Origin of the sequence: Streptomyces sp. NPDC001502, assembly GCF_042894785.1 — a bacterium.
Taxonomy (GTDB): Bacteria; Actinomycetota; Actinomycetes; order Streptomycetales; family Streptomycetaceae; genus Streptomyces; species Streptomyces kutzneri.
The window spans coordinates 403,556-419,886 of sequence record NZ_JBIAVW010000007.1 but is presented as its reverse complement, the minus strand read 5'-3'; the positions used below and the strand labels follow the sequence as shown (position 1 = coordinate 419,886).

The window sequence follows — 16,331 nt, the reverse complement described above, 5'->3', positions numbered from 1 at the left end:
GCGGTCAGGTCCTGGGCGGCCCCAGGCGGGTGTCGGGGCCGGGCGGCGGCAGGGCCACCGGCCTGGCTCCGTCGTGGTCCTCCCCGGCGTCGTGGAGGGGGCGGGTGCCTTCGGCCGCGGCCGCCAGCCACTGCCAGACGTGCGGCCGGCGGGCGTCCGGGGCCACGGGGGGCTCCCCGCCGGAGATCCAGGTCGTGAGGGTGAACCGGTGGTCCGAGAAGCGCCCGCTCGGGCAGGTGGACGGCACGACCTCGTGGAAGGCCCCGGAGGGAAAGAAGGCGATGGTGTCGTGCTCGGGCTCGATCGTGCGGTAGGACTCCCCCGGCCGCGCCCGGCCCTCGTCCACCACGGTGTCGTACAGCCGGAGTTGGCCGCCGCCGAAGCCGCGCGGCGTGCGGTGCAGGTAGTACACGGCGGACAGTGCCGTGCTCACGTCCCGGACACGTGAGGCGTCCGTGTGGATGCCGAAGTGGCCGCCTTCGCCGTGCGCCGTCAGGACGGTCAACGACTGTGCGAGTGCGGCCCGGTGACCGAGGACCTCCTGAACGAGCGGCAGACAGTCGGCCAGGTGTGCGCTGAACACCTCGCTGGTCACGGGAAGGACCAGCGAGTCCCGCCCCTTGCGGGACACCTGTCCGGTCAGGGGGTCCAGGACGGTCCCCGCCGTGAAGTCCTCCTCCCGCGATATCGCGTACTCCAGCAGGGCGGCGGCGCGCTCCGCCCCCAGGAAGTTCTCGAAACGGCAGACCGGTGCCGGTACCGCGAGCGCGGGGGACCACCGGTCGGAGGGAGGCAGGACTCGCGGGCTGATTTCCATCGGCGTGGCCGGTTCCATCGTGTATCCGCTCATAGCCCGGAACCGTACGGCGGCGGCCGTCCGCGCCGAAGGAGCACAGGGGGGCGCACGGAAGTGCGCGGCGCACGCCCGCACCCGTGCATCCGGAGCGGCACGGTCAGCGGGAAGCGGAACCGGACCCGGGCTCAGGCGCGGGCCCGGGGAGTGCCTGGTCCTGACCCAGGGAGGGCTCCACCGCGAGGGAGTAGCGGTGCTTCGGCCGTCCGGTGGCGCCGAGCCGGTCGTAGAAGCGGATCGCGCCCGCGTTCCAGTCCGGGGTCTGCCACTGGACCTGGTCGAGGCCGAGCTCGCGGGCCAGACCCGTCACGCCGTCCATCAGGGCGCCGCCGAGGCCGTGGCCGCGGGCCTCCTCCGCCAGGTAGAGGCAGTCCATGTGCAGGTAGTACCGGGCGTCCCAGAAGGCGAACTCGGCGGAGCAGGCGGCGTATCCGGCGACCGTGCCGTCCGGGGTCTCGGCGAGCAGCACCCACAGCCGGGCGTCCTCGGCGAACAGCTGCGGGCCGAGCCGCTCGGCGAGGTCCGGCGGGCGCGGCGCCGACTTCTCGTACGCCACGTGCTCGTGGACGAGTTCGGCCAGGCGGGGCAGGTCCCCGACGCGTGCGCGGCGGATGACGGAGGTGTGTTCCATGGCCACCATCCTGCGCGCCGACCCCCGGCGCCGTACCGGCGGGGCGCCCCCACGGGACACCTTCAAGGGATCCCCCTCCGGGGACGCCCTCAGCTCGACGAGAGCCGGAAGGTCATGTTCCCGAAGCTGACCTGGTCCCCGTCGCGGACCACCGCGGAGCCGGTCACCCGGTGCCCGTTGACCGTGGTCCCGTTGGTGGATCCGAGGTCCCTGAGCACCCACACCCCGCCCTGCAACCTGAGCTCCGCGTGCGCCCGGGAGACCGTCTCGTGGCTGAGCCGCAGCCCGTTGCCGGGGTCGCGGCCGATCCGCAGGGCCGTCGCGCTCGGATGCGGCAGCAGCAGCTTGGGCAGCCGCTCGGCGTTCCAGGCGCGCCGGACCCCGAGGGACACGGCCGAGGCCCGGCCGACCCAGCCGAACAGCCGACGGGTCCAGGGGCTTTCGGCCGCCTGCCGGGACTGGAGGTCGGCCGTGAGGACGGCGAGCTCCTCGGAGCGGCGGGCGACCAGGGCGAGTTCCATCCGGCGCAGGAAGGTGTCGTGGGACAGCTTGCCGAGGGCCGCGCCCTCCCTGAGCTGGCCCAGCGCCCGGTCGCGCTCGGCGTCGGACAGCCGCGGCGCGGGGAAGGCGGGAATCTCGAAACTGGACGTCACAGGGTGATTGTCGGCCCGTCGGGGCCGGAGTGTCCAGAACTCCCCCGCCACGCCCGGAATGATGGGCACGATACGCATGCTGGACACCGCCGCCGACGAGGGGACCGCCGTGCAGTTCGAGGTGTGGGCACCACTGACAGGTCACGTCGCCATGCTGCTCGACGGGACGACGTACGACATGGCACGCGATCCGGACCGGGACGGCTGGTGGACCGCCGAGGCCCCGGCCGCCGACGGGAGCCGCTACGGATTCCTGCTCGACGGCGACGGCCCGCGGCCGGACCCGCGCGGGCGCCGGCTGCCCGACGGGCCCGACGGCCTGTCGGCGGTGGTCGATCCGGAGACCCTCGCCCCGCAGCCCGCGCAACCACCGCGCACCCGGCTCCAGGACGCGGTCCTGTACGAGCTGCACATCGGCACCTTCACCCCCGAGGGCACCTTCGACGCGGCCGCCGCCCGGCTCGGGCACCTCACCGCCCTCGGCGTCACGCACGTGGAGCTGATGCCGGTCTGCTCCTTCTCCGGCCGGCACGGCTGGGGGTACGACGGGGTCGCGCCCTGGGCCGTTCACGAGCCGTACGGCGGCCCGGCCGGCCTGGCCCGCTTCACGGCCGCCGCGCACGAGGCGGGGCTGGGCGTGGTGCTGGACGTGGTCCACAACCACCTCGGCCCGTCCGGCAACCACCTGCCCGCCTTCGGCCCGTACTTCACCGACACCCACCACACCCCGTGGGGCTCCGCGGTCAACCTGGACGCGGCCGGCTCCGACGAGGTACGCGCCTACCTGCTCGGCAGCGCGCTGGCCTGGCTGCGCGACTACGGGATCGACGGCCTGCGGCTCGACGCCGTGCACGCGCTGGCCGACGACCGGGCGCTGACCTTCCTGGAGGAACTGTCCGCGGCCGTCGACGAACTGGCCGCGGACACCGGCCGCCCCCTGTTCCTGATCGCCGAGTCCGACCGCTGCGACCCCCGCACCACCACCCCGCGCGCCACCGGGGGCCTGGGCCTGCACGCCCAGTGGAACGACGACTTCCACCACGCCCTGCACTGCGCGCTGACGGGCGAGTCCCAGGCGTACTACGCCGACTTCGCCACGGCCCCGCTCGCCGCCCTCGCCAAGACCATGACCCGGGTCTTCTTCCACGACGGGACCTGGTCCTCCTTCCGCGGCCGTACCCACGGCCGCCCGGTGGACCACCGCCGGACCCCGGCCCACCGCTTCCTCGGCTACACCCAGACCCACGACCAGATCGGCAACCGGGCGCTCGGCGACCGGCTCTCCGCCTCGCTCTCCCCCGGGCTGCTGGCGTGCGCCGCGACCGTGGCCCTCACCGGGCCGTTCGTGCCGATGCTGTTCATGGGCGAGGAGTGGGGGGCGAAGACCCCCTGGCAGTACTTCACCGACCATCCGGACCCGGGCCTCGCCGAGGCGGTACGGTCCGGCCGGCGCCGGGAGTTCGCGGCGCACGGCTGGAAGGCCGAGGAGATCCCGGACCCGCAGGACCCGGCCACCCGGGACCGCTCCTGCCTGGACTGGGCGGAGCCCGAACAGGCCGTCCACGCCCGCCTGCTGGACTGGTACCGCACGATGGTCGCGCTCCGCCGCACCCATCACGACCTGCGCGACCCGGACCTGGGGGCGGTCCGGGTCGCGCACGACGAGGAGCGTCGCTGGCTCACCTTCCGGCGGGGCGACGTCCGGGTGGCCGTGAACCTCTCCCCGGACCCGGTGACGATCGCGCTGGGCCGCAACGGGGTACGGGTGCTGGCCTCCTGGGAGCCGGTCGGCCACCCGGGTCCCGACGGGCGGATCCACGTACCCGGCGAAACGGCGGTCGTCCTGGCCCCGTGAGTCTCACTCCACGACGGCCAGCTCGCGCGGGGCGTTGTTGAGGCGGAGCCCGCCCTCCTCGGTGACGGTCACGATGTCCTCGATGCGGACGCCGAACCGGCCCGGCAGGTAGACGCCCGGCTCCACGGAGAAGCACATGCCCGGGACCAGCGGCTGCTCCTCGCCCTCGACCATGTACGGGGGCTCGTGGGTGGTGACCCCGATGCCGTGGCCGGTGCGGTGGATGAAGCGGTCCCCGTAGCCGAACTCGGTGATCACGGCACGGGCGGCCCGGTCGATCTCCTGGCAGGAGACCCCCGGCCGGACCGCGGCCACGCCGGCCTGCTGGGCCTCGCGGACGATGTCGTGGACCCGCTGCTCCTCGGCGGTGGGCTCGCCGACGTGCACGGTGCGGGAGATGTCGGAGCCGTAGCCGAAGCGCAGGCCGCCGAAGTCGAGGACCACCATGTCGCCGTGGCGGATGACCCGGTCCCCGGCCTCGTGGTGCGGATTGGCCCCGTTGGGGCCGGAGCCGACGACCGTGAAGTCGACCTGGGAGTGGCCGTGCGCGCGCAGCAGGGCCGCCAGGTCCTCGGCCACGTCGGTCTCCCGCCGGTCGGCGAAGGGGAGGTGGAGGAGCTGCGCGTAGGCGGCGTCGGCGGCGGCCCCCGCCGCGGCGAGGCGCTCCAGCTCCCGCTCGTCCTTGACCGCGCGGAGCATGGGCAGGCAGTCGGTGAGCGGCGCGTAGGAGCTGTTCGGCAGTTCCCGCTGCAGGCCGAGGAGATGCAGCGCCCAGGTGTTGTCGCTCACCCCGAAGCGCCCGCGGAAGTCCAGCAGCGGGGCGGTGACGGCGTACGGGTCCTTCCCGTCGGCCCAGTCCCGCAGGGTCAGCGCGGTGGCGCCCGGGGCCTGTTCCGCGTCGGGTGCCTCCAGCGCGGGCACGATGAGCACCGGGTCCTGCCCGGCGGCCAGGACGAGCAGGGTCAGCCGCTCGGTCTCGGCGGTGGGCCGGTAGCCCGTGAGGTGCGTGAGGTCGGGCCCGGGGGCGATCAGCAGTCCGGCGAGTCCCGCGTCGGCGGCGGTCTGCGCGGCTGCGGCCATCCGGGCGGCGTAGTCATCGGCCGTGAAGGGTGCGGGTTCACGTGTCATACGGGTGATCCTCCCGTGAGTCGCGCGGCGACGGCAGCGGCCACGCCGGTCGGGCGGCCCGGGGAGAGGAGCTCCGTACGGTGCACCAGGCGCGGGGCCGACAGAGGTACGGCGACCCCGGCGCCGGCGGCCTCCGCCACGCGGCGCGGCAGCAGCGCGAGGCCGTGCCCGGCGGCTGCGAGGGCGCACAGCGCGAGCAGGTCGGTGCCTTCGTAGCGCACGGAGGCGCGGGCGGCGGTGAGCGGCAGCCCCACGCCGGGTGCGTCGAGCCAGCGTGCGTCGGCGAGGTCGTCGAGCCGGACGGCGGCCCGCCCGGCGAGCGGATGCCCGGCAGGCAGCAGCACGGCCAGCTCCTCCTCACCCGCGCCCGTCACGGTGAGCGGGGCCACGTCGGGCAGCCGCAGCGGGTCGCTCGGCGCGGCGAGGCCGTCGACCAGGCCGAGGTCGCAGCCTCCGGTGGCGACGGCGGCGGGCACCTCGGCCGGGGGCAGCACCCGCAGGGTGACCCCGGTGGCGGGCAGCGCCGCGAGCAGCCGGGGGCCGACGGCGAGCGGGGAGGCGGCGAGGGTGACGCGCCCGGGCGGGGCGGCGGCCAGCCGCAGCACATCGGCGCGGGCGGCGTCGAGCCGCAGCAGCAGCGGTCCCGCGTGCTCCAGCAGCCGCACCCCGGCCGGGGTCGGCGCGACGGGCCGGCGGGTGAGCAGCTCGGCCCGCAGGTCCCCTTCGAGCGCGGCGATGTGCTGGGAGACGGCCGACTGGGTGTAGCCCAGCTCGCGGGCGGCCGCGGAGAAGGAGGAGAGCCGGGCCACGGCGATGAAGGTGCGGAGCAGGTGCGGATCCATGACCCGCAGGATCCCATCAGGATCACTGATCGGGGATGCAGGAACCATCGTTGGCGCTGAACCGGGTCCGGGTCGCACGATGACGGGTATGACCACCGCCCCGATCGCGCGGATCGCCCTCGTCGGCGACCGTTCCCCGCACGTGAAGTCCCACACCCGGATCCCGCTCCTCCTCGACTCCCTCGCCTCCCGCGACGGGCTCGTCCTCGACGCCTACTGGATCCCCACCGGCGAGGCGGAGGCCGAGGCGGCCGCCGGGACCCTGGCCCGTTTCGACGCCGTGTGGGTGCTGCCCGGAAGCCCCTACGCCAGCGAGCCCGGGGCGCTGGCCGCGATCCGGGTGGCCCGCGAGGGGCGCATCCCGTTCCTCGGGACCTGCGGGGGCTTCCAGCACGCCCTGCTGGAGTACGCCCGGAACGTGTGCGGGCTGGCCGGCGCCGCGCACGCCGAGAACGATCCCGGGGCGGCGGACCCACTGATCGCGCCGCTCGCCTGTTCGCTCGTCGGGCACGAGGGCCTCGTACGGTGCGAGCCGGGCTCGCTCGCCGAGGCCGCGCTCGGTGCGGAGCGGTCGATGGAGCGCTACCACTGCTCGTACGGGCCCGCGCCCACGCACCTGCCGGAGCTCACCGCGCACGGCCTGCGGCTGTCGGGGCGCGACGAGGACGGCCAGGTGCGCATCGCGGAGCTGCCCGGGCACCCCTTCTTCCTGGCCACGCTGTTCCAGCCGGAGCTGCACGGGGACGGGTCGAGGCCGCACCCGATCGTCCGGGCGCTCGCCGCGGCGGCCGTCGCCCACGCCGTCGCCCGCCCCTCCGGACGTGCTTCCGGCCCGGCCGCAAGCACGTCCGCCGCCCGATAAGGCGTCGCGGGACCACCCCTCTGATCGGCTATGCTGTGCTTGCACATCGAACGGGCGGTCCGCCGCCCTTCGTGGTGGGTGTAGCTCAGTTGGTAGAGCACCTGGTTGTGGTCCAGGTGGCCGCGGGTTCAAGTCCCGTCACTCACCCTGTCGATCCCGTGGGGTACGAGGTCTCCTCGTACCCCACGGGATTTTTCGTGCGCCCGGCCCGATCGGCAGGACACCCCCCTAGGGCCTGTCTTTCGGATCAGGCGGGCCCGGCATGATCCGAAAGACAGGCCCTAGATCCGCAGGAAGGCCTCCACCTCGGTGACGAAGGCCACCGGGGTCTCGTGCGGCGGGTAGTGGCCGGTGCCCGGGACCGTCACGACCCGGCAGTCCGGGTAGGACGCCTGCCAGGTGTCCCTCATCACATCCGCGGTGATCGCGAGGTCGTACTCGCCGACGAGGACGAGCACCGGGACGGTGTTGCCCTTCACGGCGGCGGACAGGTCGAGCGGCTGCCAGCTCGCGAGGTAGCCGGCGAAGGCCTCGGGGCGGGAGACGGCCAGCGAGTGCTCGACCATCCCGTCGAGCCAGTGGCGGCTCACGCGGTTGCCCGTGACCAGGTCGAGGATGACACGGCGCTTCTCGGGGTCGGTGGCGGCGCCGTGGAAGAGGGCGTGGGTCGCGTCGTCCATCGCGTAGGGGCCGGCCGGGACCGGGGCGAGCCCGATCAGCTTCTCCACCCGCTCGGGGGCGCGGACGAGGACCTGCTGGACCGCCTTGCCGCCCATGGAGTGGCCGAGGAGGGAGAAGGTGTCCCAGCCGAGCTGGTCGGCGAGTTCGAGGACGTCGTCGGCGATCTCGGCCAGGGTGTGGCGGCCGGGGACGTCGCGGCGGTCGCCGTATCCGCGGTAGTCGAGGAAGACGTAACTGAAGCCCTCGGGGTCCAGGTGGTCCAGTACGGAGCCCCAGTTCGCGGAGGTGCCGAACCAGTCGTGCAGCACGATGACGCGGACGGGTCCGGTACCGATCCTGCGGTGGGCGATGGCCATGCGTTCTCCCTCGGTGACGTGGCGAAGAAAACCGACGCCGGAGGTTCTGCCCACCGGATCCACCGTCACACCGTGATCCCGGCACCACGCCCGCAGCCACCGCCCCGGAGACCTCCCGGTCGTGGAACGGCGGCTGCTGCGCGCACCGGAGGACCGGATCAGACGGTCTTGATCGCCGGGTCCGAGACGCCCGGGGCGCCGGTCTCCACGTGTCCGGCGAAGCGGCGCAGGAAGGTGGCGTCGGCGTCGGAGACGACCTGCACGTCGTACCAACGGCCCGAGGCGGCGAGGTCCACCGTGTGGGAGACCGTCGCGCCGGCCGCCACCCGGAGGATCGGGGCGGCGCCGCCGTAGGTGTTGGTCACCGTGAGGTTGACGGCCGCCGTCCCGGAGTTGGTCAGGGTCAGGGCCAGGTTGCCGGTGGCCGCCAGGTGGCGGGCCGTGACCTCGGGGCCGGCCTTCTTCGCCGGGCCCTTCCAGCTGCGCAGGAAGCCGTTCGGTCCCCACACCGTGAGGTTGATCTGGTTGCCGGTGGAGCTGCTGGTGGACCAGGTGTCGACAAGCGTCTTGCCCGCCTCGACCGTGTAGGGCCAGGGGCCGTCCGTGCGGTTGCCCGAGGTGCTGTGGAAGTGGGCGCCCAGGGTTGGCCCGGAGGCGAAGGTGAGGGTGAACTTGCCGGTGGAGGTGGTGCGGGCGCCGTCCACGTAGGGGCTGTAGCCGAGCGCGCGGGCCGGCTTGGAGCCGGCTTCCTGCCGGGGCAGGGTGCCGGTCGCCGGCGGGGTCGGGTGGTAGGAGGGGTGGCGGTCCTTGTCCGGCGGGACGTACCCGGCCGTGGACGGCAGCGCGGCGGGCGCCGCATCGGCCCGGGTGAAGTCGAAGGCGGAGGTCAGGTCGCCGCAGACGGCACGGCGCCACGGGGAGATGTTGGGCTCCTGCACCCCGAACCGCTTCTCCATGAAGCGGATCACCGAGGTGTGGTCGAAGGTCTCGGAGCAGACGTAGCCGCCCTTGCTCCAGGGGGAGACCACGATCATCGGGACGCGCGGGCCGAGCCCGTACGGTCCGGCCGCGTAGCCGCCGCCACCGGCGTAGAGGTCCTTCGACACGTCGGCCGTGGACAGGCCCCAGGCGGAGGAGGCCGGCGGATACGGCGGGACCACGTGGTCGAAGAAGCCGTCGTTCTCGTCGTAGGTGATGAACAGGGCGGTCTTGGCCCAGACCGCCGGGTTCGCGGTCAGCGCGTCCAGGACCTGCGAGATGTACCAGGCGCCGAAGTTGGTCGGCCAGTTCGCGTGCTCGCTGAACGCCTCGGGGGCGGCGATCCAGGAGACCTGGGGCAGCGTGCCGCCCACCACGTCCGCGCGCAGCCGGTCGAAGTAGCCGTCGCCCGCCTTGACGTTCGTGCCCGTACGGGCCTTCTCGTACAGGGCGCTGCCGGGCTGGGCACCCCGGTAGGTGTTGAAGTACAGCAGCGAGTTGTCGCCGTAGTTGCCGCGGAAGGCGTCGTTGATCCAGCCCCAGGAACCGGCGGCGTTCAGGCCGTCGCCGATGTCCTGGTAGACCTTCCACGAGACCCCGGCGGACTCCAGCCGCTCGGGGTAGGTCTTCCAGCCGTAGCCGGCCTCCTGGTTGCCGAGGACCGGGCCGCCGCCGGTCCCGTCGTTGCCGGTGTGACCCGTCCACAGGTAGTAGCGGTTCGGGTCCGTGGCGCCGATGAAGGAGCAGTGGTAGGCGTCGCACACCGTGAAGGCGTCGGCGAGGGCGTAGTGGAACGGGATGTCGTTCCGGGTCATGTACGACATGGTCGTGGCCGTCTTGGCCGGGACCCACTTGTCGTACTTGCCGTTGTTGTACGCCTGGTGGCCGCCGGCCCAGTCGTGGTTGAGCCCTTCCAGGAACTGCATGCCGAGGTCCTGGACCTGCGGGTTGAAGGGCAGGATGTCCTTCGTCCCGTTCGACTGGTGGAAGACCGACTTGCCGTTGTCCTGGAGGACCGGCCGCGGGTCGCCGAAGCCCCGTACCCCCTTCATCGCGCCGAAGTAGTGGTCGAAGGACCGGTTCTCCTGCATCAGGACGACGACGTGCTCGATGTCCTGGATCGTGCCGGTGGTGCCCTGTGCCGGGATGGCGGCGGCCCGCGCGATGCTGTCGTTCAGCATCGTGAGGGCGGCGGTGCCACCGGCTATCTGCAGGAACCTGCGACGGTTGAGTTCTGCCATGGGGTGACGACCTCTGGGGGTGAGGGGGAAGTCGAGGGGCGCCCCAAGGACAGCGGTCCCGGGGTACCGGGCGGAGATCGCTTCGTGACGCTGCGCCGTACACCTGGAGAACGAAAAGAGCTCCCGAACGACCCGCGTATCTGCTGAAATGACCTCCCACACACTGCACGGGGGGCGCAGAGCGGATGGCCGGGACCGAGTTCGGGCATGCCATCGGGCTGCCCCGCGCGCTCTCCGGCCTGCCGCTGTCGCCGCTCGTGGGAGGGTACGGGGAACTCCTCTCCGCGCAACAGTCCCTCGGATTACGCCACTTGGGCGAGTTACTGGTGCCGTCCGGCGGACGCTTACGGGTACTCGACGGGATCTTCGCCGTCACCGGGCCCGGCCGGCGCCGGCACGTGGGCGCCGGGGTGCTGCGGTCGCTGCGCCGAGAGCGGCCGGAGCCGGGAGCCGCCCGGTTGCTGGAGCGGCTGGCCTCGATCCAGGAGGCGGACCCCGCCGCCCTGCGCCGGATCCTGCTCTACCAGCTGACCCACCTGCTCCAGGACCATCCCGAGGGGCAGCTGCCGGCCACCGCGGCCGGCTTCGGGGTGGACCCGGCCGAGGCCGCGGCCCTGGTCCACGCGGCCGCCCGGCGGGCCCGGCTGGACGAGGGGCAGCGGGCCGCCGCCGAATCCCTGCTCGACGACGTGCTGGAGCACCGGATCCGCTCCGCGGCCCGCCGGGCCGCAATGCTGCCGCCCGCGGGTGAGGACACCTCGCTGGCGGCCCTCCTCGCCGGGCTGGCCGCCCGGGTGGCGGCCGCCGACACCGAGCTCGCGGTCGCCCGGCGGGCCGAGGAGCAGGGGGATCCGGAGCGGGCCTGCGTCCACTACGAGGAGGCCGCGGCGCTGGCGGGCGACTGCCCGCGCGCGGTGCGCGGGCTGGTCCGCACCTACCGGCCCGATCCCGGGGACCCCGGCCCGATGGTGTCCGCCCTCGTTCCCGGAGGTGTCGAACTGCGCTGGCCCGTCGGGGACTTCGGGGACACGCGCTGGCGGGTGGTGCGGCTCACCCGCGGGGAGCCGGCCGGCGCGCCGCTCGCCGAGGTGGCGGGGCGGCCGGTCGGGGGCGTGCTCGTGGACCGCGGCGCCGGGATCGGCCAGGAGGTCCGCCACGTGGCGCTGCCGCTGCGGGCCGACGGCGCCGTCGACGGGCCGCCGCTGATCGCGGCCCCGCTGTCGGTCGCCCCGGCGGTGACGGAGGCGGCCGCCGCCGACGGCAACGGGTGGATCGGGGCCTCGTGGACCGCGCCGTCGGGCGCGTCCCACTGCGAGGTGACGCTGACCGGGCCGCAGGGACGCGTACCGGTGCCCGCGGCGGCACGGGCGGGTCTGCGGGAGACCCTGCGCGCGGAGGGGCTGGCGCCCGGGAGGTACGAGCTGGCGGTGCGGGCCCGGTACGCCCCGACGGGCCGCGCCGACCGCGCCCACCGCGGCGCGCTGTCCGCGGCCGTTACCGTCCCGGTCACCGTGCACGCCTGGCCGGAGCCCGTGCTCACCCTGACGGCCCGGGCCCGGGAGGCGGGCGGGATGGAGTTCGGGCTGACCGGCGGCGACAGGGCCGAGGTGCGGCTGGTGGAGTGGCCCGGCGCCGCGCCCGCCGAGCGGGCCGAACTGACGGCGGCCGAGCTGCCGCCGCCGCTGGAGTGGGCCGGTCCGGGCTGGTCCCGCCCGGGCGGGAGCGGTCCGGGCGGGAGCAGTCCGGGCGGGAGCAGTCCGGGCGGGAGCAGTCCCGCCGGGAGCGGCCGGGTCTGTGTCGGGCACCCGCCCCCGGGATCGCTCACCAGCGTCTGCGCCGTGTCCGTGCTGGGCGCGCGGGCCCTGGCCGGGCCCTGCGTCCTGGTCGAGGCCCCGCTGCCGGTGACCGGGCTCGCGCTGCGGCGGGCCGCGCCCGGCCTGGTCGAGGTCGGCTTCGACTGGCCCGGCACGGCCGGCACCGTCACCGCCGTCGTCACCCAGGACGGCCGGCGCACGGAGTCCGCCGTGGCCCGCAGCGTGTTCCTGCGCGAGGGCCTGCGACTGCCGGTCACCCCGGCCGCGTTGTCCGTCGAGGCCCACGCCGCACCGCGCAGCGCGCGTTCCGTGCTCGCCTCGGCCGGGGGCGACGCGCGGGCCGAACTGCCCGCCGACGTGGCCATCGCCTACGAGCTGGTGCCCGGCGCCCGGCGCGGCCTGCGCCGCGGGCCCGCCGTCCTGCGGGTGACCGTACGGGCGCCGGGCGGCGCACCCGGCCCGGACCTCCCCGGCTTCGTCCTCGTGGCCCGCGGGGACGGCGGCCGCAACCCGCGGCGCCCGGGCGGCCCGTCCGGCGGAACGGCCGTGTGCCGGGTGACCGGGGCCGAGCTCGCGGCCGCGGCCGCGGGCGCCGGAACGGGCACCGGCACGGTGGAGCGCCCGATCGACACCGCCGTCGCACCCGGCCGCCCGTACGCCCTGCGCGGTTTTCTCCTCGGCGGCGCCGCCGCCTCCGTCCGGCTCGAAGAGCCTCCTCTCCTCTCCCTGGTGGTCCGCTGACATGACCTCCGTCGTCTGCCCCTACTGCTTCGACCGGTCCCCGGCGGCCCGGCTGCCCTACCGCTGCCAGATGTCCGCCACGGGGGTGCGCGGCGCCAAGCCCTGCAGCGCCGAACTCGACACCATATGGGCCGATTTCATGGGCCCGAGCGTGCCTCCCGCGCTGAAGATGCGCGGCCCGGTCTTCACCGCCCCGCGCGGCCTCGGCCTGCGCCTGACCCCGAGCGGGGGCGGATCGCGCGCGGACTGCCCCGCCTGCGGCGGGTCCACCCCGGTCCGGGTCTGCCGGCGCTGCCACAGCGACTTCCCGAGCGACTACTGCGACCAGGACACCCGGATCATCGCCCTGCTCGGCCCCAAGGCCTCCGGGAAGAGCACCTACGTCTCGGTGCTGCTGGGCGAACTGCGCGGCAGGGTGGGCCGGGCGTACGGAGCCTCGGTGACCGCGATGGGCGGCGAGACCCAGCGCCGGGACCGGGAGCTCGCGGAGGACCTCTACGACCGGCTGCGGCTGCCGGAGGCCACCCGGCCGGCGGCTCTCGGCTTCAACGACCCGCTGCTGTACCGGCTGAGCCTGCCCCTGCGGCGCCGGCTGCGGGGGGACGGCAGCCGGCACACCGCGCTGGTGTTCTTCGACGCGGCGGGCGAGGACCTCGCCAGCGCCGAGGCCATGGACCGCTACACCCACTACCTGGCCGCCGCCGACGGGATCATCCTGCTCGTGGACCCGCTGCAGATGCGGGCGGTGCGCGACCGGCTGCCGGTGGACGACGGGCCGCCGCTGCCGGTCATCGAGACCCCGCCGCAGCAGATCGCCGCCGATCTCGCGGCGCAGCTGCGGGCGCACGGCCGGGGTTCCTCCCGCGGCCGGGTCACCACCCCGGTGGCGGTGGCCGTGACCAAGACGGACTCGCTGGCGCCGCTGCTGGAGCCGCATTCGCCGCTGCTGCGCAATGCCGACCACGGCGCCGGCGCGCTCGACGAGGAGGACCGGCGGGCGGTGCACGAGGAGATGCGCTCGCTCCTCGACGGCTGGGACTCGGGGGCGCTGCTGCGGCAGTTGGAGCGGGACTTCGCCCAGCTGTCGCTGTTCGGGCTGTCGGCGCTCGGCTCGTCGCCGCCCGCGCACGCGCCGGCCGACGCCCCGAAGTCGGGTCCGCGACCGCTGCGCGTGGAGGATCCGCTGCTGTGGCTGCTGGGGCTGGGCGGGCTGCTGCCGCGCACCGGTGGCGCCGTCGGCGCGGGTGGCCGTACCGGCTCCGAGGGGAACTCATGAATCTCGCCCAACTGCACTACACCTCGGCGCCGCCCGGTCCCGACGGCTCCGGTTTCCGGTTCACGGCCGTGAGCCCCGGGGTGCCGGCCGCCCTGCTGCGCGAGGCGGAGCAGCTGATCGGCTACGAGCCGCCCCGGGACGCGCCGCCGCGCCCGGGGCCGAAGGAGCTGGCCGCCTTCCCGCAGGCGCTCAGCCTGAACGTGCTGGCCGACGGCAGCCGGCTGCTGGCGCGCTCGGTGTACACGGGCGCCGACTACAGCGGCCGCTGGGGCAATTTCCACGCCCACGCGGTGCACCTGCCGCAGCCCGCCGGTTCCGGTCCGGCCGTGGGCGAACTGCCGATCACCGCCTGGGGCTCGCCCCAGTGGGCCGCCGCGACCCCGGAGGCCGGCGCCCCCGTGCTGGCCGCGGTGCCCGCGCCGGGCCGCCTCGACCGGGCCGCGCTGGCCGCCTTCGTCGCGGCCCGCGCGCCGTGGCTCGCCGCCTTCTTCGCCGATGTGCGCCGGCTCGGCGAGGACCCGGACGCCCCGCAGATCGTGCTCGTGGAGGCGGACAGCGAGGCCGTCGCCCGCTGGATCATGCTCGCGTGCAGTGTGCTGCCGCACCAGCGGGGACAGTGGCTCACCTTCACCACCTACACCCGGCGGCCGCAGCTGGCCCGGCAGCAGATCATCGGGGTGATGCCCGAGGACGGGCCGGGCCTCGCCGGGCAGGAACACCGCTACCGGGTCTACGACGCCACGCGCGCCGCCGCCCCCGCCGCCGCCGGGGAGCCGGACGTGTGGGCCGACACCGCCGCGCGCGTCTGGCAGGCGCGGCGCCAGGACCTGGTCGCCGAGGTGCGGCGGCTGGCCGCCGGGCCCTACGACGCGGGCCCGCTGGCCGCGCTCGCCCTGGCCGCGGACATCGCCCTGCCCTCCCCCGGCCGGACCGCGGCCGCCGACTGGGCCGCCGGGCACCGGGACGCCCTGGACGGCGTACGGCTGCACGCGCTGGCCCGGGCGCTGGGCCGCCCGGCCGGGGACCGGGACCCGGCGGAGGTCGCCGCGGCCGGGCGGCTGCTCGCGGCCCTGGACGGCTGGGCCCCGCCCACGGTGTGCGAGCCGCTGGTGGCCCTGACGCTGACCGAGGCGGTACGGACCGGCGCGCCGCCCGCGGCCCTGCCCACCGCGGGCGCCCTGGGCGCGGCCGTCCGCGGCCGCCTCGCGGCGGAGCTGGAACCGGGCCTGCGGGCGGCGCTGGGCGGCCCCGCGGCCGAACCGGGCCATCCCGCCGGGCTGTTGCGGGTGGCCTCGGTGCTCGGGGTGGACGTGAGCGACCTGCTGCCCGGCACGGCCCGGCAGCTGGCGCTCGCGCTGCTCACCGATCCGGAGCGGGCGTACGGGGCGGGAGTGCGGGCCGCGCTGGCCGAACTGCCCGGGCTGCGCGCCCTCGTACTCGACCGGCTGGACTCGCTCGCGGCGGGCGATCCGGCCGCCGGGCGGCGGCTGTTCGAGCGGACCGCGCTGCGGCCGTCCGCGGCCGACGCGCGGCCGCACCTGCGCATGTGCGCCGAGGCCGCGGCGGCGGCCGCGCCCGCACCGGACCGGGTCGGCACCCTGAACGCGCTGCTGGCCCACTCGGGCGTCTCGCTGTACGCGGAGCCGCTGGTGCTGCGGACCGCGATGCGGCTGGTGTGGGACGGGGATCCGCCGGGGGCGGGCGAGGCCGGGCTGGTGCTGATGGCGACCGGGGCGCAGGTCCACCGGGAGTCCGGGACCTGGGAGTTGCTCGTCCAGGCGGCCGTGCGGGCGCCGGCCGGGGACACCGAGGCCGCGGAGCTGGCTCCGGAGCTCCTCGGGCAGTTCCAGGAGGAGATCCCGGCCCGGCTGCGGCCGTCGCTGCTGCTGCTGGAGCTGGCCCTGAACCTGCGGTCGGGCTCGGCGGGCGGGGGCTGGGTCCGCCAGGCGCTGGACCTGGGGTCGCTGGATCCGGATCCGGGCCCGCGGGAGAGCGCGTACGCGGCCCTGTGCGCGCGGCTGCTGGCCGGGGACCGGCCGGACAGCGAGCTGCGGGCGCTGATCGAGAGCAACGACGCGGAGCTGCTGGCCGCCTACCGGGCGGCGGCGCGCGCACCGGCGGTCCGTGACCGGCTGCGGCTGGATCCCGGCTTCGCCGCGGACTGCTTCACGGTGTGGTCCTCCCAGCCGCAGGCCGGCCCGGCCTGGCAGGAGGCCCGCACGGACCTGCTCGACGGGGTGCTGCGGCCGGCCGTACGGGGCCTCGCGGCGGCGGAGCTGGCCGAGCTAGAGCAGTCGCTGGCCCGGCTGGGCGGGCGCTGGGCGGACGAGTTCCGCACCTGGCAGCGGCCGGGTGCCTTCGGCCGCCTGCGCGAACGCTTCGCAGGGCGCCGCTCCGGCGGTGCCGGGAACGGGGGCTGA

The 16,331-nt window shown here is 75.4% G+C and carries 12 protein-coding genes and 1 tRNA gene; 6 read left to right on the top strand and 7 right to left on the bottom strand.

Annotation, left to right across the window (positions count from 1 at the left end; genetic code table 11):
- Positions 1-4 precede the first annotated feature (4 nt).
- The 3 genes from ACFY0D_RS15400 to ACFY0D_RS15390 form a co-directional block, all read right to left on the bottom strand.
- Positions 5-850, bottom strand: a complete 846-nt coding sequence (locus ACFY0D_RS15400; RefSeq protein ID WP_390798790.1) for a 2OG-Fe(II) oxygenase — start codon at positions 848-850, stop codon at positions 5-7.
- Between the two features lie 103 nt (positions 851-953).
- Positions 954-1,484 (bottom strand): GNAT family N-acetyltransferase, encoded by a 531-nt coding sequence (locus ACFY0D_RS15395; RefSeq protein WP_390798789.1) that lies wholly within the window; start codon positions 1,482-1,484, stop codon positions 954-956.
- An 89-nt stretch (positions 1,485-1,573) separates the two neighbouring features.
- Positions 1,574-2,137, bottom strand: coding sequence for an FHA domain-containing protein (locus ACFY0D_RS15390; RefSeq protein WP_390798788.1), 564 nt, complete (start codon positions 2,135-2,137; stop codon positions 1,574-1,576).
- A 109-nt stretch (positions 2,138-2,246) separates the two neighbouring features.
- Between ACFY0D_RS15390 and treZ the strand changes: the two genes are divergently transcribed.
- Positions 2,247-3,992: a malto-oligosyltrehalose trehalohydrolase gene (gene treZ, locus ACFY0D_RS15385; protein WP_390798825.1), complete on the top strand. Its 1,746-nt coding sequence runs from the start codon at positions 2,247-2,249 to the stop codon at positions 3,990-3,992.
- A gap of 3 nt (positions 3,993-3,995) precedes the next feature.
- Here treZ and ACFY0D_RS15380 read toward each other — a convergent pair whose 3' ends face one another.
- Together ACFY0D_RS15380 and ACFY0D_RS15375 are read right to left on the bottom strand one after the other, a co-directional pair.
- Entirely contained in the window at positions 3,996-5,120 is a 1,125-nt protein-coding gene (locus tag ACFY0D_RS15380; RefSeq protein WP_390798787.1) for a M24 family metallopeptidase, read from the bottom strand.
- Entirely contained in the window at positions 5,117-5,962 is an 846-nt protein-coding gene (locus ACFY0D_RS15375; protein WP_390798786.1) for a LysR family transcriptional regulator, read from the bottom strand. Before ACFY0D_RS15375 ends, ACFY0D_RS15380 begins: the two co-directional genes overlap by 4 nt.
- Before the next feature lie 88 nt (positions 5,963-6,050).
- On the opposite strand from ACFY0D_RS15375, the gene ACFY0D_RS15370 reads away from it, so the two are divergent.
- Together ACFY0D_RS15370 and ACFY0D_RS15365 are read left to right on the top strand one after the other, a co-directional pair.
- Entirely contained in the window at positions 6,051-6,824 is a 774-nt protein-coding gene (locus tag ACFY0D_RS15370) for a hypothetical protein (protein WP_390798785.1), read from the top strand.
- 74 nt (positions 6,825-6,898) lie between these two features.
- Positions 6,899-6,971 (top strand) — tRNA-His (locus ACFY0D_RS15365).
- A 134-nt stretch (positions 6,972-7,105) separates the two neighbouring features.
- On the opposite strand, the gene ACFY0D_RS15360 is transcribed toward ACFY0D_RS15365, so the two are convergent.
- Positions 7,106-7,861 (bottom strand): alpha/beta fold hydrolase, encoded by a 756-nt coding sequence (locus ACFY0D_RS15360; RefSeq protein WP_390798784.1) that lies wholly within the window; start codon positions 7,859-7,861, stop codon positions 7,106-7,108.
- A 158-nt stretch (positions 7,862-8,019) separates the two neighbouring features.
- Entirely contained in the window at positions 8,020-10,080 is a 2,061-nt protein-coding gene (locus ACFY0D_RS15355; protein ID WP_390798783.1) for a phosphocholine-specific phospholipase C, read from the bottom strand.
- Between the two features lie 185 nt (positions 10,081-10,265).
- On the opposite strand from ACFY0D_RS15355, the gene ACFY0D_RS15350 reads away from it, so the two are divergent.
- The 3 genes from ACFY0D_RS15350 to ACFY0D_RS15340 are packed head-to-tail and all read left to right on the top strand — an operon-like array spanning position 10,266 to position 16,331.
- Positions 10,266-12,635, top strand: coding sequence for a hypothetical protein (locus tag ACFY0D_RS15350; protein WP_390798782.1), 2,370 nt, complete (start codon positions 10,266-10,268; stop codon positions 12,633-12,635).
- 1 nt (position 12,636) lies between these two features.
- Complete coding sequence (locus ACFY0D_RS15345; protein WP_390798781.1) at positions 12,637-13,911, top strand: hypothetical protein; 1,275 nt, start codon at positions 12,637-12,639, stop codon at positions 13,909-13,911.
- Positions 13,908-16,331: a GTPase-associated protein 1-related protein gene (locus tag ACFY0D_RS15340; protein WP_390798780.1), complete on the top strand. Its 2,424-nt coding sequence runs from the start codon at positions 13,908-13,910 to the stop codon at positions 16,329-16,331. Before ACFY0D_RS15345 ends, ACFY0D_RS15340 begins: the two co-directional genes overlap by 4 nt.